This is a genomic window from Salmonella sp. 741265116_PST, from assembly GCF_046567715.1.
In the GTDB taxonomy this organism is placed as follows: domain Bacteria; phylum Pseudomonadota; class Gammaproteobacteria; order Enterobacterales; family Enterobacteriaceae; genus Salmonella; species Salmonella enterica.
The window spans coordinates 23,346-43,103 of sequence record NZ_JBKFPH010000008.1 but is presented as its reverse complement, the minus strand read 5'-3'; the positions used below and the strand labels follow the sequence as shown (position 1 = coordinate 43,103).

20 protein-coding genes, 1 tRNA gene, 2 other RNA genes and 1 pseudogene are annotated in these 19,758 nt (G+C 52.7%); 9 read left to right on the top strand and 15 right to left on the bottom strand.

The genetic code is table 11. From position 1 onward, the window contains the following. Positions 1–45 precede the first annotated feature (45 nt). Positions 46–1,170 (bottom strand): aryl-sulfate sulfotransferase, encoded by a 1,125-nt coding sequence (locus tag ACLD11_RS07760; RefSeq protein WP_000940806.1) that lies wholly within the window; start codon positions 1,168–1,170, stop codon positions 46–48. A gap of 21 nt (positions 1,171–1,191) precedes the next feature. Here ACLD11_RS07760 and ACLD11_RS07755 point away from each other — a divergent pair, with 21 nt between their 5' ends. Beyond that, positions 1,192–1,335, top strand: coding sequence for a hypothetical protein (locus tag ACLD11_RS07755; protein ID WP_411014751.1), 144 nt, complete (start codon positions 1,192–1,194; stop codon positions 1,333–1,335). After that, on the top strand, positions 1,319–2,326 hold the full coding sequence (locus ACLD11_RS07750) for a substrate-binding domain-containing protein (RefSeq protein WP_350409902.1): 1,008 nt from the start codon (positions 1,319–1,321) through the stop codon (positions 2,324–2,326). Before ACLD11_RS07755 ends, ACLD11_RS07750 begins: the two co-directional genes overlap by 17 nt. On the opposite strand, the gene ACLD11_RS07745 is transcribed toward ACLD11_RS07750, so the two are convergent. The 5 genes from ACLD11_RS07745 to ACLD11_RS07725 all read right to left on the bottom strand — a co-directional run bounded on the left by ACLD11_RS07745 (position 2,317) and on the right by ACLD11_RS07725 (position 5,447). Continuing rightward, positions 2,317–2,450: non-coding RNA, RtT sRNA (locus tag ACLD11_RS07745), on the bottom strand. The two genes, ACLD11_RS07750 and ACLD11_RS07745, sit on opposite strands and share 10 nt — an antisense overlap. Positions 2,451–2,485: 35 nt before the next feature. After that, positions 2,486–2,619, bottom strand: a non-coding RNA gene (locus ACLD11_RS07740) — RtT sRNA. Positions 2,620–2,653: 34 nt separating this feature from the next. Beyond that, a tRNA-Pro gene (locus ACLD11_RS07735) sits at positions 2,654–2,730 on the bottom strand. Between the two features lie 90 nt (positions 2,731–2,820). Next, positions 2,821–4,512 carry a kdo(2)-lipid A phosphoethanolamine 7''-transferase gene (gene eptB, locus ACLD11_RS07730; RefSeq protein WP_001269257.1) on the bottom strand — a complete coding sequence of 564 codons (1,692 nt, stop codon included), beginning with the start codon at positions 4,510–4,512 and terminating at the stop codon, positions 2,821–2,823. Positions 4,513–4,742: 230 nt separating this feature from the next. Next, positions 4,743–5,447, bottom strand: coding sequence for an autotransporter outer membrane beta-barrel domain-containing protein (locus tag ACLD11_RS07725; protein WP_000637069.1), 705 nt, complete (start codon positions 5,445–5,447; stop codon positions 4,743–4,745). A gap of 155 nt (positions 5,448–5,602) precedes the next feature. On the opposite strand from ACLD11_RS07725, the gene tag reads away from it, so the two are divergent. Continuing rightward, a complete protein-coding gene (gene tag, locus ACLD11_RS07720; RefSeq protein ID WP_024798354.1) occupies positions 5,603–6,184 on the top strand; it encodes a DNA-3-methyladenine glycosylase I in 582 nt (193 codons plus the stop codon). Next, on the top strand, positions 6,162–6,602 hold the full coding sequence (locus ACLD11_RS07715; RefSeq protein ID WP_000619902.1) for an N-acetyltransferase: 441 nt from the start codon (positions 6,162–6,164) through the stop codon (positions 6,600–6,602). Before tag ends, ACLD11_RS07715 begins: the two co-directional genes overlap by 23 nt. On the opposite strand, the gene ACLD11_RS07710 is transcribed toward ACLD11_RS07715, so the two are convergent. Further along, positions 6,571–8,904, bottom strand: a complete 2,334-nt coding sequence (locus ACLD11_RS07710; protein WP_411014750.1) for a molybdopterin guanine dinucleotide-containing S/N-oxide reductase — start codon at positions 8,902–8,904, stop codon at positions 6,571–6,573. The two genes, ACLD11_RS07715 and ACLD11_RS07710, sit on opposite strands and share 32 nt — an antisense overlap. Before the next feature lie 152 nt (positions 8,905–9,056). Here ACLD11_RS07710 and ACLD11_RS07705 point away from each other — a divergent pair, with 152 nt between their 5' ends. Together ACLD11_RS07705 and ghrB are read left to right on the top strand one after the other, a co-directional pair. Beyond that, entirely contained in the window at positions 9,057–9,719 is a 663-nt protein-coding gene (locus ACLD11_RS07705) for an OmpA family lipoprotein (RefSeq protein WP_000747548.1), read from the top strand. A 229-nt stretch (positions 9,720–9,948) separates the two neighbouring features. After that, positions 9,949–10,923 carry a glyoxylate/hydroxypyruvate reductase GhrB gene (gene ghrB, locus ACLD11_RS07700; RefSeq protein ID WP_001528209.1) on the top strand — a complete coding sequence of 325 codons (975 nt, stop codon included), beginning with the start codon at positions 9,949–9,951 and terminating at the stop codon, positions 10,921–10,923. Positions 10,924–10,972: 49 nt separating this feature from the next. Here ghrB and ACLD11_RS07695 read toward each other — a convergent pair whose 3' ends face one another. Next, complete coding sequence (locus ACLD11_RS07695) at positions 10,973–11,683, bottom strand: DUF3053 domain-containing protein (protein WP_000190524.1); 711 nt, start codon at positions 11,681–11,683, stop codon at positions 10,973–10,975. A gap of 438 nt (positions 11,684–12,121) precedes the next feature. Here ACLD11_RS07695 and ACLD11_RS07690 point away from each other — a divergent pair, with 438 nt between their 5' ends. From ACLD11_RS07690 to cueP, 3 genes are all read left to right on the top strand, one after another. Beyond that, entirely contained in the window at positions 12,122–12,412 is a 291-nt protein-coding gene (locus ACLD11_RS07690; protein WP_000455790.1) for an HTH-type transcriptional regulator, read from the top strand. 287 nt (positions 12,413–12,699) lie between these two features. Further along, on the top strand, positions 12,700–12,912 hold the full coding sequence (gene cspA, locus ACLD11_RS07685) for an RNA chaperone/antiterminator CspA (RefSeq protein ID WP_000014594.1): 213 nt from the start codon (positions 12,700–12,702) through the stop codon (positions 12,910–12,912). Positions 12,913–13,084: 172 nt separating this feature from the next. Continuing rightward, positions 13,085–13,624 (top strand): copper-binding periplasmic metallochaperone CueP, encoded by a 540-nt coding sequence (cueP, locus tag ACLD11_RS07680; protein ID WP_411011571.1) that lies wholly within the window; start codon positions 13,085–13,087, stop codon positions 13,622–13,624. A gap of 371 nt (positions 13,625–13,995) precedes the next feature. Here the strand turns inward: cueP and ACLD11_RS07675 are convergent, their stop codons facing one another. The 7 genes and pseudogenes from ACLD11_RS07675 to ACLD11_RS07645 all read right to left on the bottom strand — a co-directional run bounded on the left by ACLD11_RS07675 (position 13,996) and on the right by ACLD11_RS07645 (position 19,665). Further along, complete coding sequence (locus ACLD11_RS07675) at positions 13,996–14,481, bottom strand: GNAT family N-acetyltransferase (RefSeq protein WP_000533909.1); 486 nt, start codon at positions 14,479–14,481, stop codon at positions 13,996–13,998. Continuing rightward, positions 14,469–14,756 (bottom strand): DUF1778 domain-containing protein, encoded by a 288-nt coding sequence (locus ACLD11_RS07670; protein WP_074182586.1) that lies wholly within the window; start codon positions 14,754–14,756, stop codon positions 14,469–14,471. Before ACLD11_RS07670 ends, ACLD11_RS07675 begins: the two co-directional genes overlap by 13 nt. A 177-nt stretch (positions 14,757–14,933) precedes the next feature. After that, positions 14,934–15,401, bottom strand: a complete 468-nt coding sequence (locus ACLD11_RS07665) for a GNAT family N-acetyltransferase (protein WP_000702452.1) — start codon at positions 15,399–15,401, stop codon at positions 14,934–14,936. A 141-nt stretch (positions 15,402–15,542) separates the two neighbouring features. Continuing rightward, positions 15,543–15,974 (bottom strand): annotated as a pseudogene (locus tag ACLD11_RS07660) (transposase); the annotation flags it as partial. Positions 15,975–16,233: 259 nt separating this feature from the next. Next, positions 16,234–18,303 (bottom strand): glycine--tRNA ligase subunit beta, encoded by a 2,070-nt coding sequence (glyS, locus tag ACLD11_RS07655; RefSeq protein ID WP_001522165.1) that lies wholly within the window; start codon positions 18,301–18,303, stop codon positions 16,234–16,236. Positions 18,304–18,312: 9 nt separating this feature from the next. Continuing rightward, positions 18,313–19,224, bottom strand: coding sequence for a glycine--tRNA ligase subunit alpha (gene glyQ, locus ACLD11_RS07650; protein ID WP_006817708.1), 912 nt, complete (start codon positions 19,222–19,224; stop codon positions 18,313–18,315). 138 nt (positions 19,225–19,362) lie between these two features. Further along, positions 19,363–19,665 (bottom strand): YsaB family lipoprotein, encoded by a 303-nt coding sequence (locus tag ACLD11_RS07645; RefSeq protein WP_000605592.1) that lies wholly within the window; start codon positions 19,663–19,665, stop codon positions 19,363–19,365. Positions 19,666–19,758 lie beyond the last annotated feature (93 nt).

Below are 19,758 nucleotides of genomic sequence, written 5' to 3'. Positions count from 1 at the left end.
TAAAACATCAAAAAAATAACCGCCAGCGCGGGCTGGCGGTCTGTATTATTTCAACCAACTAATGGCATCAGCGGCATAGCGATGCGCACGGAAGGCGCTGTTCTGTTTTCCAGGAATAATGCCTTTACTGAGGTGCTCCGGATATTCATTAAAGAACGGAATGATATATTCCCATACCGTTTCGCCTTCCGGAGTAACTTCAAACAGGCGGCCAAACGCCGATTCACAGATAAAGGTGTTGCCGTTCGCCAGCCGCTGCGCGCTCCCCATATACGGCGAGAAAAACGCCGGCGGGAAGATATCGCGATACTGCCAGGTAATCGCTTTGGTCTGCGGATCGAACTCCAGCACCGTGGAATGCGGCGAGGTGACGCCGGGACGCAGGTTGCCGTTATCGAAAACCAGAATCGACCCGTTCTCCATCTCAACCGGCGTGTGCTGCTGCGCTACGACTTCCGGCCCTGCATGCCAGATAACCTTCCCGCTCTCTTTATCCACGGCAATGACGCCGGAAGTGGTACGCAGGCTCATCAGCACAAGGCCATCACGGGTGACGGACAGGCCGTTAATCATCGGCCAGTGGCGGCGGTCGAAAATATCATGAATCGGGAAATCTTCCGGATTCAAATGCTCCCAGGCACGCCATTCCCAGACCACTTCACCGTCGCGATTGACCTCTTTGACGACGTCGCTCTGAATCACGCCGTCCGGCGCATCGCGGCGCGGGTCGCCGCCGGTAACACGGGCGGCGATATCGGCAGGTAACGGCGACGCGGCGGTATACAGCAGATTACCGTTCGCCAACCATTGCGCATCATGGTGATGGTAAATATCTTCGTAATGCCAGACAATTTCGTTATCCGGCGTCACTTCGTAGAAGTCGCCGCCGTGCCAGAGATCCCACGCCGGATAGAGGTTCGCTGAAGTGCGGTGGCTGCCGTTATAACCCAGATTACCGTTCGGCAGCAGCACCGCATCACGCCCGGCGCGAACCGGGAGCTGCCACTGATGCGCGACTTCGCCCTGCTCGTCCACCAGGTAAACCCGCCCTTCGGCGGTTTGCGGCGCAAAAAGCGTATAGCCGCCAAAGCTCTTCGCATTATCAGCGTAGATAAGGCCCGCCAGACGGCGTCCAAGGGTGAAAGTCGAGTCCTGAGTTAAGTGTGCCACATCGCCTCCTGAGGAATAAATTTGCGCCAAAATACCCCATTAAAACGTTTTAATGAAGAGTTTTTTACGATCATCATTGAAAAAAGCAAACGTTACCGTCTGGTAAATATGCTACCCTGTGCGCAAATTTTCGCAGGTCAGGAAGCAGATGGCTGTTCAAAATAAAAAACGCGCAAAGTTGATTGATGTTGCCCGCTATGCAGGTGTGTCGCCAGGGACAGTATCCAATGCATTGCACAACACCCGCTTTGTCGAGCCGCAGACGCGACGGCGTATTGAAGAGGCCATTGTTGCGCTCAACTACACGCCGAATATTCGCGCCCGCCAGTTACGAACCGGCAAAACCAATACCATTGCATTGCTCTCTTCGGTGCCGCTGGCGATTGCCTCCGGCGCGTCACGACTGGGATTTATGATGGAGGTGGCGTTAACGTCCGCGATGATGGCGCTGGAAAAACAGCATGCGCTGATTCTGGTGCCGCCGGGGGCAAATCCACTGGATGCCGTCAGCTTTGACGCGGCGATCCTGATTGAGCCGGCGGAGAACGACCCGCAGCTCCAGGCGCTGGCGCAAGCGGGCATTCCCTGCGTCACCATTGGCCGCACGCCGGGCACCGACACGCCTGTGCCGTGGGTGGAGCTGCACTCGGCGGCAACAGCACAGCTTCTGCTAACGCATCTGGAGGCCTCCGGCGCCAGCAAATGTGCGTTATTTGTCGGTAACACACGGCGAACATCAGTTCTGGAGAGCGAAGCGGCTTACCAGTGCTGGTGCGCGGGGCGCCAGGCCCCCGTCGTCTACTCTCTCAATGAAAGCGAGGGGGAAAATGCCGGCTACCAGGCCGCGCAGCAGCTATTACAGGCGCATCCCGACGTTGACGGCGTGCTGGTGCTGATCGATACCTTTGCCAGCGGCGCGGTACGCGCTTTTCAGGAACAGGCAGTAGCTATCCCGGAGCGGATGCGCGTGGTCACCCGCTATGACGGTATCCGCGCGCGCGAATCGCTGCCGCCGCTGACGGCAGTGAATATGCATCTTGATGAGGTGGCGCGACAGGCAATCACGCTATTATTTGATTTGCTGGCGGGCAAGAAGGTCAGCCACAGCGACGGGATCATGCCTGAACTGGTGGTGCGAGCGTCAACCTGCCGGTGATAGAGGATGACTCGCCACTGCGTGGCTCGCCCTGCGGGCCGTTGCTGACGCAACGTTCTCTCGCTTCGCTCGGGTCGAACCTCTTGCCTCCGGAGGTTCTCATCCTCGTCAGACTTCAGATACAAAAAAACCCTGCTCATTGAGCAGGGTTTCTGAATTTGGTCGGTGATAGAGGATGACTCGCCACTGCGTGGCTCGCCCTGCGGGCCGTTGCTGACGCAACGTTCTCTCGCTGCGCTCGAGTCGAACCTCTTGCCCCCGGAGGTTCTCATCCTCGTCAGGCTTCAGATGCAAAAAACCCTGCTCGTTGAGCAGGGTTTCTGAATTTGGTCGGTGATAGAGGATTCGAACCTCCGACCCCTTCGTCCCGAACGAAGTGCGCTACCAGGCTGCGCCAATCACCGAATGCGGGCGCATCTTACTGCTCAGGCGCACGCCCGTCAATCCCTTAGTCGCAAAATACAATTCAATCGGCGAGAAAGTCGGCAGACAACCTACTTCGCGGCGACTTTCTGCGCATCGGGAATATGGCACCAGTTGTTGTTCTGGTTAATGCCGCCATCCGGCGATGTATACCCCAGGCAGCCCATTATCGTATCGTACAGCTCCACATGACGACGCGGCACTTTGATCTCCGCCTGTTGTTTCAGGTGAGCGAACATCTGCGCATGTTGCGGACTGGCAAGATATTTATCCGACATCCATACCAGCATCGGAACACGGAATTGCTCCGGCGGCGCCATATTGCGCGGCGTACCGTGCAAATGTTCGCGTTCGTTAATCGACTCGCCGTGGTCAGCCGCGTAGAACACAATCGCTTTTTTATCACGCAGCTGATCGAACACACTGGTAATAAAGTGATCCACATAGGTCACGGAGTTATCGTAAGAGTTGATCATCTGCGCTTTCGTGCAGCCGCTATCGACCCCAATACATTCGGGCTTCCACTGAGCGTAGCTGCGCGGATAACGTTGCGTATAGTTAAAATGCGACCCCTTAGTATGCAGGATAATCAGATGCTTACCCTCCGGGTTCTGGGCAAGCGAGTTCTGCATCTCATCAATCAACAGCATGTCATCAACCGTTTTACCGCGGTTACGCGGCTCGGCGCCGATCTGCTCGCGGTAGGAGATATTATCCGCCATGGTATTGCTATAGAACCACATCTCGCTCTGCATGGCGTACAGATCGGAACTGAATCCGAGCTGTTTGAGTACGGCAAAAACATTCTGCTCTTTTAAGGTACGCTGCGGGTTATTATCCGCCCCGCCTTCCCGTACAAACATACAGCGTAAAGAAAGCTTCGTCGCGGTATCGCAAGAATAGCCGCGGAACGCCGCCAGATTTTTTTCCTGCGCCAGCTTCGGCGTGGTATTACGCTCGTAGCCGAAAATCCCCATGTGATCCCAACGGGTCGTCTCACCGATAATGAAAACAACGTAGGTGTCATCCCCATCCTTCGGCGCAACATAGGTAAATTTCCTGGCCGGGTTTATTAACGAATTATTGTCCGACGACTCATCTACCTGCGCCCAGGCATACAGCCCTAACGCAGATAACCAGTTTGAAGGCAGATAGGAGTTCGCCACCACGCCGCCATAGCTGGGTAAGTCGATACCTGTCGCCCGTTCAACCTTTTTTTGCTGTATATCCAGCAGGCGGATAGGCGCCCACACCATTACGCCTGCGAGTACCACTACAGCGGCGCTGCGAAAACGCTGCCCCGGCGTACGTAGCTGGCGCAACAACGTGTAGCGACAGTGGTTACTCCAGATAAAGATGAGCGGAAGCACGCTCACGGCAATCAGCCACAATACGAAGTGCAGCCCCACCACCTCTTTCGAGAGATCGATATCGGTGGTCATAACAGACGCAATAATGCCGTAGCCAATCACCACGTTCAGGAAGGTCATGTAATAACTGGCGCCAGCGGAAAACAGCACCACCAGCGTGGCCAGCACGCGCCAGACGCGTCGGCCAAACAGTGAAAGAAGACGAAGTAAGAAGAAAGTGACCAGCACCGTGGCGCCAAGTTCGACAACCGCGGAAAGGCCTTTCCAAATGGTAAATTCTTGCGCATAACTGCCGAAACGGCGGTAAAACACGGCGCAATTCATAAACAGACCGATATAGAGCGCAAGCAAGAAACTAAGTTTCTGTTGCGTCATCGATTTAATGTATCTCATGCAAACAAACCCTGGGAATCGGGATAAAAACGACCTGTACAACGATTCTGTAATCAAACAGGTAAATATGCGGCTAACGCAGATGTGAGAAAGTCTACCAGCGCGGCTAAGTAGACCACAGGAAGCGCAAAAAGTGTCTATAGAGAATGTGATTGACCTATATATTTTTGTAAATATATAGACAGGGTATTAGCTGAACTTCTAATAAGTCCAGGTGGCGGTTTATCCTGTTAAAACCTGGCGCTCACCCCCAGGGTATACAAATAATCACTATCCGTAGCGCTGTTTTCCGCCTGGGAAAACGCCGCATACGCCGCCATGTGCGGGTTAAGTAACACGTCCGCGCCTACGGTGACATCCAGCCAGTTTCCCGCCTGATTTCCTGCGGTCATACGACTCAACCCGGACTGCGCTTTCCAGATATTTTCCCCAAACTGTTGGTTATAGCTGATTTGCGCCCAGGGACGGACATCGCCGAACTGCGAGTTTACCCGCCAGCCTAATGTACTGACGCTGGCATGCCATAACGGATCGGTAAGCGCTAATGTCGTCGCGCTATCGCCATATTCGTTATACATTGATGACGTCGAACCGTCGTAATGCAGCGCCGCGACCGGCCCAGTGGTCACGCGTCGGGAAAGCGGAAAATTCCAGCCCATAATGATACCGCTGGTCGCATCAAGCGGGGTTTCATCCGCCAGGCTAAGCACCAGCCCCACCGTATTTTGCGTAGACTGAATACGTTCGGCCAGTATGTCGTTGTAATTCGGTTGGTGATCGCTGTCCCAGGTATAGCGTTCCGTCGTATGCCCCGGAGCCGCTTCAGCGATATATTCTTGTTGCCAGGCATACGTGGTATTGATAAAAAACGAGCAGGCCATAAGGCCCGCCAGACAACGCAATGTCCGGCGACCACGGCGTTTTCTTACAATCATCAACGCGACTCCAGAGTAGAGCCGAATTCGGCGATATTATTGTCATTGAATGAAGGATGTCGGGCATCAGCCCTGTATTAACTATTGTCCTTTTAGCGAGCCCGTCAAGCGGGTTGAAGGAAATTTTCGCGGTAACCACAATAACGAGGAAGTCTATGCAGCGTTGCGACTGGGTCAGCCAGGACCCCCTTTATATTGCCTATCATGATAACGAGTGGGGCGTACCGGAAACCGATAGCAGAAAGCTGTTTGAAATGATCTGTCTTGAAGGTCAACAGGCCGGTTTATCCTGGATCACCGTGCTTAAAAAGAGAGAGAACTATCGCGCCTGTTTTCATCAGTTTGACCCGGTACGCATCGCAGCTATGCAGGAGGAGGAGGTTGAACACCTGCTGCAAAATACGGGCATCATACGACATCGCGGTAAAATTCAGGCCATTATCAGTAACGCCCGCGCCTGGCTTGCGATGGAGCAAAACGGCGAGTCTTTCGCCGATTTTGTCTGGTCATTCGTTGATGGCCAGCCGCAGATCACCCAGGCGGCCAGCCTGGATGAGATCCCTACCTCAACACCTGCGTCCGATGCGCTTGCTAAGGCATTGAAAAAACGCGGCTTCAAGTTTGTCGGTACGACTATCTGTTACTCCTTTATGCAGGCGTGCGGACTGGTCAACGACCATATTACCGGCTGTTTTTGCCATCCGGGAGAAAAACATGATTCGCAAATCCCAGAGTGAAGACATGGCGTCTATTCTGGCGCTGTGGATGAAAAGTACCATTTATGCCCATCCCTTTATCGAAGAACGTTACTGGCACGAGAGCGAAGCAATTGTACGCGACGTCTATTTACCCGCCGCGCAAACCTGGGTATGGGAGGAAAATGGACAACTGAAAGGCTTCGTCAGCGTACTGGAAGCCCGTTTTGTCGGGGCGCTGTTTGTCGCCCCCGACGCGTTAAGACACGGCATTGGCAAAGCGCTTCTGGAATATGTCCAGCAACGTTTTCCTCTGCTGAGCCTTGAGGTTTACCAGAAAAATCAATCCGCCGTAAACTTCTACCATGCGCTTGGTTTTCGTATTGAAGATAGCGCCTGGCAGGAGGATACCGCCCACCCCACCTGGATTATGAGTTGGCAGGCGGATCAAACGCCGTAAGCGGTAGCGCCGGGCCGGTATATTTCTCAAACCAGACCAGCGCGGTGTTGCCCGCACAACCGTTCCCCAGCCGGGAACTGGGAAGATCTTTTGTCAGGACGTTTACCGCGCCGTTTTTGCATATGCTGCCTGCGGTAGGTTCAGGGTCCGGCCATGCGCCTTCGTGAATACAGATAACGCCAGGCCGAATTCCGTCGGTAACGACCGCGCCCGCCAGAACCTGCCCGCGATGATTCCAGACGCGTACCGTATCGCCATCGACGATTCCGCGCGTTGTCGCATCCTGCGGATGAATCGTCACCGGTTCGCGTCCGGCTACCGCATACCGCTCCCGTAACGAACTGTAGTTAAGCTGGCTATGTAGACGGTGCGCCGGATGTGCGGAAAGTAGCTGAACCTGCCCCGCATCGGCGTTCCCGTGCCACTCATCCGGCACCAGCCACATCGGATGACCGGGACAATCCGCGTAACCATAGCTGGCAATGCGCGCAGAATAGATTTCGATTTTGCCGCTGGCCGTTTTTAGCGGATGGTTATCAGGATCGCGGCGAAAATCCGCAAAGCGCACAAACTGCGCGTTGGCGGGATTCTCCGGCATTTCCAGTAAACGGTTAGCCTGCCAGAATGCGGCAAACGGCGGCAGCGTCACCCCCTGGCTGGCGCCACGCTGGGCGGCAATATTGTAGAAAGTCTCCAGCCACGCCAGCTCGCTTTTTCCTTCGGTGAACCGAGCGTAACCGCCAACTTCCCACCGTTCGCTCAGTTCAGCAAAAACGTCAAAATCATTCCGCGCCTCCCACCGGGGCGACACGACCTGCTTCATCGGCGCCAAATGCTGATTGCTATAGTCGCCGGTCATGGTTAAATCGTTACGCTCATAGCTGGTGGTCGCAGGCAGAACAATATCCGCGTGTTTCGCGGCGGCCGTCCAGAAACATTCCGAGATAACGACCAGTTCCGGTTTTTGCCACGCGCGAATCAGACGGTTGGTATCCTGATGATGGGTAAAGTTCGCGCCGCCCGCCCACCAGATAAAACGAATATCCGGGAAGCGGCGATCCATCCCATTGTGTTGGTAAAACCCACCGGGGTTTTCCAGCGCCTCGACAATACGCGCCACCGGTATTTTATCTACCGCATCGACCCCGCCAGGGATGCTTCCCTGCATCGAGGCTAACACGGCGGCGCGGCGCGTCGGGTTTCCGCCGTTAGCAAAATGATAAGAAAAACCAAACCCGCCGCCAGGCGTACCAATTTGCCCCAGCATTGCGGCCAGCGTGACGATCATCCAGTGCTTTTGCTCGCCGAACTGCTGACGCTGCATTCCCCAACCAGCCATCAACATGGTGGTGTTATGATGAAATATTTCCGCCAGTTCGCGGATTTTCACCGCAGAAACGCCGCAAATTTCCGCCGCCCATTCCGCTGTTTTGGCCGTACCGTCGGTCGTGCCCAAAAGATAGTCGACGAAGCGGTCATAACCCGTTGTGCAGCGGGCAAGGAACGTTTCATCCTGCCAACCGTTTTCCACCAGCGTATGGGCGATTCCCAACATTAACGCCACATCGGTGCCCATATGTGGGGCGATCCACTCCATCTTATCGCCAAAAAAGTCGACGCTTTCCGATCGCATTGGATCGATGCAGATCAGGCGCTTGCCGCTTTGTCGCAACGCCGCAAAATAGTCGAGCCCCTGTTCATCCGAGGCATTCCAGGCAATTTTCAGAGTATTCAGCGGGTTCGCGCTCCAGAGCACCACCACCTCGCTGTGTTCCAGCACCACCGGCCAGCTAGTCTGCTGCTGGTAAACCTCGTTGCCACCCACCACATAAGGCATGATAGCCTGCGCCGCGCCGGTGGAATAATCGCCAAGATGGCCGGTATACCCTCCCGCCAGCGCCATGTAACGCTGCAATAGCGTAGCCGCTTTATGCAATACGCCGTTCGAACGCCAACCGTAGGAGCCAGCGAAGATGGACGATGGCCCATAACTTTCGCGAATACGTTTGTGCTGAGCGTGGATCAGATCCAGCGCGTCATCCCAACTTACGCGAACAAACTCATCCTGCCCGCGTATGCCTTGCGGCTTATCGGGAGAAGCCAGGAACCCTTTACGCACCATCGGGAAGCGAACCCGCGTTTTACTGTGCACCTGGTCATGCACAACGGTTTGCAGGGAATTTTGGTGTGCCGTCGGGAGTTCGCCATACGAGGCAAAAATGCGTTCTCCGTCGGTTTCAACGCGGACTGGCCCCCAGTGTGCGGCGGTCAATACCGAATGACGCGATGGTGCGTGGGTCAAGGTTCGCTCCTGAATTATTGGGATTATTTATTTTGCCGATCAATGTTACTTACAAATTTCAGAGTTTTCCCTGGAATTTTCTTCATGTGCAGACGTCATAATCAACCGCCACGGTCGCTGTGGTAAAAATAAAAAAGTGATAAGGATTTAAGATGAAAAAACGTGTATTTGTGATTGCTGCCATCGTGAGCGGCGCCCTGGCAGTATCTGGCTGCACAACAAACCCTTACACCGGCGAACGCGAAGCAGGTAAATCCGGCATTGGCGCGGGTATTGGATCGCTGGTCGGCGCAGGCATCGGCGCGCTCTCCTCCTCCAAAAAAGATCGCGGTAAAGGCGCGCTGATTGGCGCGGCGGCTGGCGCGGCGCTGGGCGGCGGCGTGGGTTACTACATGGACGTACAAGAAGCGAAACTGCGTGACAAAATGCGGGGCACAGGCGTTAGCGTGACGCGAAGCGGCGATAATATCATTCTGAATATGCCGAATAATGTCACCTTCGACAGCAGCAGCGCGACGCTGAAACCGGCAGGCGCTAACACGCTGACCGGCGTGGCGATGGTGCTGAAAGAGTATCCCAAGACCGCCGTCAATGTGGTGGGCTACACCGACAGTACCGGTAGCCACGATCTGAATATGCGTCTGTCGCAGCAGCGTGCTGACTCCGTCGCCAGTTCGCTGATCACCCAGGGCGTCGACGCCAGCCGTATCCGTACCAGCGGAATGGGTCCGGCGAACCCGATCGCCAGCAACAGTACGGCAGAAGGTAAGGCGCAAAACCGCCGCGTCGAAATTACCTTGAGTCCATTGCAGTAAACGACAGTACCGGGTAAGGCGGCATGCTTTACCCGGCCTGCATTACTCCCTCGCCATTCCTTCTCCAGACCGGATACACGTCGCATTACTCGGTATTCATTCATTATTTACCACGACACGGCTGCCGACAGCGGGGAAATTGGCTGGTCGATGATGGCTAAACGGGTTAATAATAAGCCTGTTCCGGTTGGCGCATGCCGCGCTTACCTTTTGATTTACGGAGAGTCGCATGAAGCCGTCCATCATTCTCTACAAAACCCTGCCTGATGATTTGCTGCATCGCCTGGAGGCGCATTTTACCGTCACCCAGGTACCGAACCTGCATCCGGAAACGGTAGCGCGACACGCGCAGGCATTTGCCAGCGCGCAAGGCCTTCTGGGCGCCAGCGAAACCGTTAACCGCGCGCTGCTGGAAAAAATGCCGGCGCTACGCGCGGCGTCGACCATCTCGGTGGGATACGATAATGTCGAAGTGGACGCCCTTACTGCCCGCAAAATAGTCCTGATGCACACGCCTGCCGTTTTGACGGAAACCGTTGCCGATACGGTGATGGCGTTGATGCTGACCACTGCCCGCCGCGTGGTAGACGTCGCAGAACGGGTTAAAGCGGGTGAATGGACGGAAAGCATTGGCCCGGCATGGTTTGGCGTCGATGTGCATCACAAAACACTCGGTATCGTTGGGATGGGGCGTATCGGGATGGCGCTGGCGCAGCGGGCGCACTTTGGGTTTACCATGCCGGTTCTCTATCACGCCCGTCGGCGGCATCAGGAGGCGGAAGACCGTTTTAACGCCCGCTACTGCGATCTGGATACGTTGTTGCAGGAGGCTGATTTTGTCTGCGTGATCCTGCCGCTAACGGCAGAAACGCGACATCTGTTTGGTGCAACACAGTTTGCCAGAATGAAATCGTCCGCCATTTTTATTAATGCCGGACGCGGCCCGGTGGTCGATGAAAACGCGCTGATTGCCGCGCTACAAAACGGTGAAATATATGCGGCAGGTCTGGATGTTTTTGAACAGGAACCGCTATCCGTGGATTCGCCCCTGCTGAACATGTCTAATGTCGTCGCAGTGCCGCATATTGGCTCAGCAACGCATGAGACGCGCTACAACATGATGGCCTGTGCGGTGGATAATTTGATTGATGCGCTGCAGGGAAAAATAGAGAAGAACTGCGTCAATCCGCAGGCGGCGGGATAACACTACAGGCCCGATAAGCGCTGGCTTGCGCTTATCGGGCAGACTGTCATTACTGGGTTGCGTTTACCGCCGCCGTCCAGGCCTGATTAAACGCCTGATGCTGCGAGGCCAACGGCCCAATCAGCGCATTATATTGGCTGGCCTGCTGTGAGGTCGGGAACTGAATGCCGTTCGCGACAAAGCTCACCTGCTCGCCCTGTTGCGCAATATAATCGCCCACTTGTACCAACTGCTGCGTAAAGATCTGCGCCGCCGGGATCAGCGGCTGCAAAGCATCTGCCGGCACGGTGACTACTTTTTTGTAGACCTGATCAAACACAGGTTTCAGGTCATCGGCCTGCTTTAACGCGCCATGCGCGGCATCAGCCTGCAGTTTTGCATTCTGCAACTGTTGCGCCAGCACGCCTAACGAACCATTTGCCTGCCGCAGCGGCTCGCGTTGCGTCATATAATCCTGCGGAACGCGGATGGCGTTAACGCTATCGACCACCGGGCGCAGACCGGAATCCATCGCCTGGTTTACCTGCTGCGAGTAGCCATACAGTATCGCGTAATCAGACACGAACGGACCAAACTGTTTTTTCTGATCGGCCGTCAGCGTTGGTAAACGCTCTCCGCTACGCATTGCTGTATTCTGCAGGAAATCGACAAACGCTTTGCGCTGATCGCCTTCTTTATCAAAACACCCGCTCAGGCTAAACACCATTAATAACGCCACAACAGGCGCAAACCAGCGAGAGCAGGACTTACCTGTCGCCATTGTTAATACTCCTTTCACCCAAAAATGCGCACAACGACACCTGCGTGCCTGACGGCTTACAAGGATAGTCCAGGTCAGGCTTGCAGGATACCCTTTCCACGCGATCTTGTAGCGGAAAATTATGTTTATCTGCATCAGTGCTTGATTTGTTATTTTATTGTTAATTTTTGACCTGGCAATGCGATAAAAAACGCGGCAAGAAAGCTTTCCAGCGGGGAATGTAATATTTTTTTAATCTTTACAATTATTTTCTGAAAGACGGATATACCTTCCTGGATCAAATTGTTAGCGTCCTAAAAGTTGCGTAGCGTAAGGCATCGAAACGAATCGATAGCGCTTCCTGGCGGCGCGTCGCCCCCCACCCGCAAGTTTCCCGACTATTCTTAAGAGGCTTCGATGCACTTCACGATCCCGCTGTGTGATTTACAGGAGTTCTCAATGGAATATAAAGATCCGATGTTTGAGCTGCTGAGCAGCCTGGAACAAATTGTTTTTAAAGATGAAACGCGAAAGATCACCCTGACGCAAAAACCCAATCCTTTTACCGAATTTGAACAGTTACGGAGAGGGACGGGACTAAAAACAGATGAATTCGCCAGAGCGCTGGGCGTAACGGTTGCCATGGTTCAGGAATGGGAATCGAAACGCGAAAAACCCACGCCAGCAGAGCTCAAATTGATGCGCCTGATACAGGCAAACCCACGCTTAAGTAAGCAATTGATGGAGTAATTTTTACCCCTTTCTGTTTTAACGGTCCTGCGTAAGGACCGTTTTCCCCACCCGATTCCTGGCCTGGAGAAATAAAGTAAAATAAAAGTTGCATCGCCCGGCATTACATGAGTTAATGTGCTCAACGGTTTGACGTACAGACCATTAAAGCAGTTTAGTAAGGCAAGTCCCTTCAAGAGTTATCCATTAGATACCCCTCGTAGTGCGCATTTCCTTAACGCTTAAAAAATCTGTAAAGCACGCCATAACGCCGAAAGGCACACTTATTTTTTAAAAGGTAATACACTATGTCCGGTAAAATGACTGGTATCGTAAAATGGTTCAACGCTGATAAAGGCTTCGGCTTTATTACTCCTGATGACGGTTCTAAAGACGTGTTCGTACACTTCTCCGCTATTCAGAACGATGGTTACAAATCTCTGGACGAAGGTCAGAAAGTTTCCTTCACCATCGAAAGCGGCGCTAAAGGCCCGGCAGCTGGCAACGTAACCAGCCTGTAAGCTTAAAAAGCTCAGAATTTTGAATCCCTGCCTGATGGCGGGGATTTTTTTATTCCAATTCCCCCCTCTCTCCCAGCATAACTTTGCATTACTTTACCCTGCGTCCCTTTGACCTTTCCCTTAGGGGAACCCCTATAGTAGGCAAGGATATTGTTCACAAGGAATTGAAGTTATGTCGAAATCATCATGGTTATTACTTTTGGGTTTATGCGCCAGCGGCTCCGCGCTTGCGGCATCCGCAGAATCCGCTTTTCTGGCGCAACATGGGCTGGCGGGAAAAACGGTTGAGCAGATCGTGGATGCGATTGATCAGACGCCACAGAGCCGTCCTTTGCCTTACTCCGCGTCGATTACCAGTACCGAACTCAAATTATCTGACGGAGAGCAGATTTATACGCTGCCGTTAGGCGACAAATTCTATCTCTCTTTTGCGCCCTATGAATGGCGGACACACCCCTGTTTTAACCACAGCCTTTCCGGCTGTCAGGGAGAAATGCCGAATAAACCGTTCACTGTAAAAGTGACAGACAGTAAAGGCGCTGTCATCGTACAAAAAGAGATGCAAAGCTATCGAAACGGATTTATCGGTGTTTGGCTACCGCGCAATATGGAAGGGACGCTCGAAGTAAGCTACAACGGTAAAACGGCGTCACATGCCATTGCCACCAGTGATGACAGCCAGACCTGTCTGACGGAATTACCATTACGTTAAAAAAATGCCCGATAACATAATGGGTTATCGGGCCTACAAAGCGCCAACAAGATAAAATTAACAGGGTGCCTTGAGAATGCATAACGCCACAAGAATGGCAGAGGTGGGCTCACTTTGTACTGACCCCAAAAACCTGGACAGATTAACCGAGGCATCAGCGAAAGAGTCCATTTAATACATGGGCTCTTTTTTGTTTCTGGCTATAACTAAATAACATTGTCCGCAATCGGATTATCCATTCCGTTGCTTTCTTGCATCACGCGGATTCCTGTCTCATCAATATTTTGTTCGTCGTATTCTTCCTGAATTTAACCTTAGACGTTCTATCAAATTATCGCTTATAGCGATTTGAACATAACAGTCTTTGTATTCTATTGAGGGAGCCTAAGGAACAATGTTCGCTGCTGAGTTTGTGATGATTTGAAACCATGGTGAATGTAGAAATTTTTGGCTTCTTCGGTAAGTGCATGAACCATGATTGCACGTACACCAATATTCTCGGCAACCCGATAACAACGAAGCACTGCATCATGAAGTAAATCAGCACCAAGCCCTTTTCCATGGAATGAGAGATCGACAGCAAGACGGGCAAGTATAATGACAGGGATGGGATCTGGCATGTTACGCCGAAGGTTGCCTGTCGCTTCTGTATGGTTGACGCTACCGGTGGCCAGAGAGTAAAAACCGGCTACTTGCTTCGTGTCTTTCTTGCACACCACAAATGTTCTGGCCGCTCCGAGAGCCTGGTTTTTGAGGCCCTTTTGCTTCAACCAGTCATCGAGCACAGCTTCACCGCTGACGAACTCAGCTACCTGATGAAAAGCGGACAAAGGTTCTGGTGCTGTTACACGTCCCACTGAGGTTTCCTTGCCAGCAGTTTTTCGATAACGGGATCATCTGCGACCGGTGCATCAAGCAGATTGATGAACTCCTCATATTGCTCATCGTTAAAGTTAAATACACGGCGGTCAAGGATCACATTCTCGGCAGCCTGGCAGGCCGTTTCCAGAATGAAATCTGTACGTGACTTGTGAAGGATTTCCGCAGCTGCATCAATGAGCGCCCGCTGCGATTCCTTAGCTCTAAGGTTAAGTTGAACATCTGATTTCATGAGACACCCTTTGTATAGCATTTGCTTTACAAGCATAGCATAACCACCATGTATAGCAAACGGTATACATCAAGTCGTCGTTTTTCATTTTTCGAATACTGATGTTCGCTTTGTGCCAGAAGCGGAAATTGCTCATTGTAGCGGTTTACTGAGTTCAACAAGGCAAAAGAACAATGCTGCCTTTCTGCAGGCTGACTATTATTTCGCCAAACATTTCCTCATCAGAGCATTTTGTAATGTCACTCCACGGCAAATAGGAAAGCCTCGCTCCACTATATGAAAGCCGTGTCGTAGAAAGAACACTTCCGCAGCCTTACTTACATTTGAAGTAAGTTCACTAATTCCACGCTGTCTGGCTTCCTCATGAATGCAATTCATCAGTAGTGTCCCTACCCCCTGTCTTGAATAGGTTCCTGATACAAAGAAATGATCAATGTATCCATTTGGTTGAACATCTGCATATCCAGCTATTTCACCATCCAGCTCTACAACAAAAGGTTGTAATTCCTTAATGTGATTGGCCCATCGCTCCAGGTCGATATCTGCTGGGGCCCAAGCATCAATTTGTTCACGTGTGTAGTAGTGTGATGCGATCGTATGTACAGATGAGAAAAAAACTCTGAATAACGATATTTCATCCCCATTACTGAACCTTCTGATTTTCATAAAACCTCATTGTGAGAGTTACTTGTAGAACAATACTAATTTTTGTGAAATAGGGCGTCCACTCCTCGCTCATAGCAGACATTTACGTGAGCGTATCTACCAACGTTCAGGTTTCCTGATAGCATCCCTGTACAGACCTTGTTAATTTCTGCCTGGATAGCTCTTTAGGCGGTATTCAACCGGGCTGAGTCCGTTAAATCTAAGGCTAATTCGTCGGGTATTGTAGTATCGTATGTAATCCTCAATAGCTATCTTAAGTTCATCAATATCCTTAAATTTACTGGTGTAAAAAATTTCTGATTTTAAAGTCCCGAAAAAACATTCTGCACAGGCATTATCAAGGCAGTTGCCTTTGCGGGACATACTTTGGATGATGCCAAACTCTCGTAACTGATACTGGTACCATCGATGACGGTATTGCCAGATCTGTTCTGAATGAAGAACCGGATTGGTACCCGCATCAAGTCTGGCAAATGCCTTCATGAGTATGTCATCGATCATCGGCATGGTTGGACGTTCTGAAATACTGCAGGAGATCACTTTGTTATTGAAGAGATCAATAATGGGTGCAATGCACTTTTGATTTATAGTCAGGTGGGGCTTTTCTCTGTCTGCCTTTTGGTGAATACCTGAGACACACAGTCTCAAGCACCCGCAGCTATTCTAACGCCAATATCCGTACCGCCAGCGTTAATGTATTCCTGAAATATTTCTTGCCAATCAATAGAAATAACCGCGTCTATGAGTTACAGAATTATTAGCGAATCGACTAATACTATTTACGTTATAAAAAACCTGCCCGAAAGCAGGTTTTGTTTATTTAACTGAACGCTTATTGCAGTAACGAAATATCCGCAACCTGCAGGAACAGTTCGCGAAGTTTCGACAACAGCGTCAGGCGGTTGATACGGATATCTTTCTCTTCCGCGTTAACCATGACATTTTCGAAGAATTCATCCACCGGCGCGCGCAGAGCAGCCAGCTCAATCAACGCTTCCTGATAACGACCATCGGCAAAGTACGGCTGAAGCTTATCACGCAGCACAACCAGATGTCTGGCCAACTCAATTTCCGCCGCTTCTTTCAGTACGGAGGCGTGGACGATATCGTTCAGCGGCTCAGTGGCTTTCGCCAGGATGTTGGAGACGCGCTTGTTCGCCGCCGCCAGCGCAGAGGCTTCTTCCAGGGTACGGAAGTGCGATACCGCTTTCATGCGGGCATCAAAATCTGCCGGACGGGTCGGACGACGCGCCAGTACCGCCTGGATAGTGTCGACGGTGTAACCTTCATCCTGATACCAGGCGCGGAAACGGCCCAGCATAAAGTCGATGACATCATCAACCACGTTGGCGTTGGTCAGCTTGTCGCCATACAGACGCACGGCTTCTTCGGTCAGCGTTTGCAGATCGAGATTCAGGTTCTTCTCAACGATAATACGCAGCACGCCCAGCGCGGCACGACGCAGCGCAAACGGGTCTTTGTCGCCTTTCGGATGCTGACCGATACCGAAGATACCCGCCAGAGTGTCCATCTTGTCAGCGATCGCCAACGCGCAGGCCACCGGGTTAGACGGCAGGTCATCACCGGCAAAGCGCGGCTGATACTGCTCGTTCAGCGCCACGGCCACATCTTCCGCTTCACCATCGTGACGCGCGTAGTGCATCCCCATCACGCCCTGGGTGTCGGTGAACTCGAAGACCATGTTGGTCATCAGGTCGCACTTGGAGAGCAGGCCCGCACGAGTGGCGTGGTTGACGTCAGCGCCAATCTGACCGGCAATCCAGCCCGCCAGCGCCTGAATACGGTCGGTCTTGTCGCGCAGCGTGCCCAGTTGTTGCTGGAACAGCACGGTTTGCAGACGCGGCAGATGGTCTTCCAGACGTTTTTTACGGTCGGTATTGAAGAAGAATTCAGCATCTGCCAGACGCGGACGCACCACTTTCTCGTTACCGGAGATAATTTGTTGCGGATCCTTCGACTCGATGTTGGCGACGAAGATAAAGTTCGGCAGCAGCTTGCCCGCGTTGTCATAAACCGGGAAATACTTCTGGTCGCCCTTCATGGTGTACACCAGCGCTTCGGCAGGCACGGCGAGGAATTTCTCTTCGAATTTCGCCGTCAATACCACCGGCCATTCCACCAGCGAGGCCACTTCTTCCAGCAGGCTTTCGCTCAGGTCGGCATTACCGCCAATCTTGCGTGCTGCTTCTTCGGCGTCCGCTTTGATTTTGGCTTTACGCGCTTCGTAATCGGCAATGACTTTACCGCGCTCCAGCAGAATTTGCGGGTACTGGTCAGCATTGTCGATAGTAAACTCCGGCTCACCCATAAAGCGGTGGCCGCGAATGACGCGGTCAGACTGAATGCCCAGAATGGTCGCCGGAATCACTTTATCGCCCAGCAGCAGGGTCACGGTGTGCACCGGACGCACGAAGTGTACGTCAGACGCGCCCCAGCGCATCAGTTTCGGGATCGGTAGTTTCGCCAGCGAGGTGGCTACCATGTTCGGCACCAGCGCTTCGGTACTTTCGCCCTTCACGTGGGCGCGATACAGCAGCCATTCGCCTTTGTCGGTCTTCAGACGCTCGGCCTGATCAACGGTGATCCCGCAGCCGCGCGCCCAGCCTTCTGCCGCTTTGCTCGGTTTGCCTTCGGCGTCAAACGCCTGAGCAATCGCCGGACCACGTTTTTCGACTTCGCGATCGGGCTGAGATTCAGCAAGATTCGCCACTTTCAGCGCCAGACGGCGCGGGGCGGCAAACCATTCAACGTTACCGTGCGCGAGGCCGGCGTTATCCAGCTCCGCAGTGAAGTTCGCAGCAAAGGACTCAGCCAAACTGCGCAGTGCTTTTGGTGGCAGCTCTTCAGTGCCGATTTCCACCAGAAAAGTTTTCTCAGACATGGCCGCCTCTTACTTGTCTTTGTTGCACATCGGGAAGCCGAGGGCTTCACGGGAAGCATAATAAGCCTCTGCCACTGCTTTGGTCAGGGTGCGAATACGCAAAATGTAGCGCTGACGTTCGGTGACGGAGATAGCTTTACGCGCATCCAGCAGGTTGAAGCTATGGGCGGCTTTCAGAATACGCTCGTAGGCCGGCAGCGGCAGCGGGTTTTCCAGTGCTAGTAGCTGCTGGGCTTCTTTCTCATACTGCTCGAAGCAGCTGAATAAGAAATCCACATCGGCGTATTCAAAGTTATAGGTGGACTGCTCCACTTCGTTTTGATGGAACACGTCACCGTAGGTGGTTTTACCCAGCGGGCCATCGCTCCAGACCAGGTCGTAAACGCTGTCCACGCCCTGGATATACATCGCCAGACGTTCCAGACCGTAGGTGATTTCACCGGTCACCGGCTTGCACTCCAGGCCGCCGACCTGCTGGAAGTAGGTGAACTGCGTCACTTCCATGCCATTCAGCCACACTTCCCAGCCGAGTCCCCAGGCGCCCAGCGTCGGGTTCTCCCAGTTATCTTCCACGAAACGGATGTCGTGAATGGTCGGGTCCATACCCAGCTCTTTCAGAGAACCGAGGTACAGCTCCTGAATGTTGTCCGGAGACGGCTTAATCACTACCTGGAACTGATAGTAGTGCTGTAAGCGGTTCGGGTTTTCGCCGTAGCGGCCATCGGTCGGACGACGAGAAGGCTGCACATAGGCAGTCGCCATCGGCTCTGGCCCCAGCGCGCGCAGGCAGGTCATTGGATGAGAAGTTCCCGCGCCGACTTCCATGTCCAATGGTTGAACAATGGTACAGCCCTGGCGAGCCCAGTAATCCTGTAAGGTCAGGATCAAGCCCTGGAAGGTCCTGGTATCAAACTTTTGCATATTATTTCGTGCTGGATACGTGTGGATTTAAAGGAAGGAGCCAGTATACCCGCTGGATGCGAGATATACAGTATGAAACCGGTTTGTTTAGCGAAAATTGCCGGATTTCGCGGCATCACACCTCACCAGGCACGGCTTTTACCGCATAGAAAGATGTAAAAACTGCCCATCTGCATCAAAAGAGCAGACAAAACTCTCTTTACGGAAGGTATTACCACGCATCTCATAGCTCCCCTGAAACTGTTCGAAGCCGGTAACAGCAATTTTCTGTGCGCCAGTGTTGTAACGCTGCGCCGCCTGAGCTTTACACAATGCTTCCATATCCAGCGTGCGTGTTGGGCTCACTTTACTCTGCTGGGCTTTTTGCGTCGGTGGCGGTGTCGCTGTGCATCCCACCAGAGCGATGGCTATCATCACAGTACAGAAATACTTCATTATCATTTTTATTACCGTCTGGTTTGCTGGTCAGTCTTATTATTAAGGTTTGTGGGTAACAGAAACATTGTGCGAATCTCCTTACGCCATCACAAGATG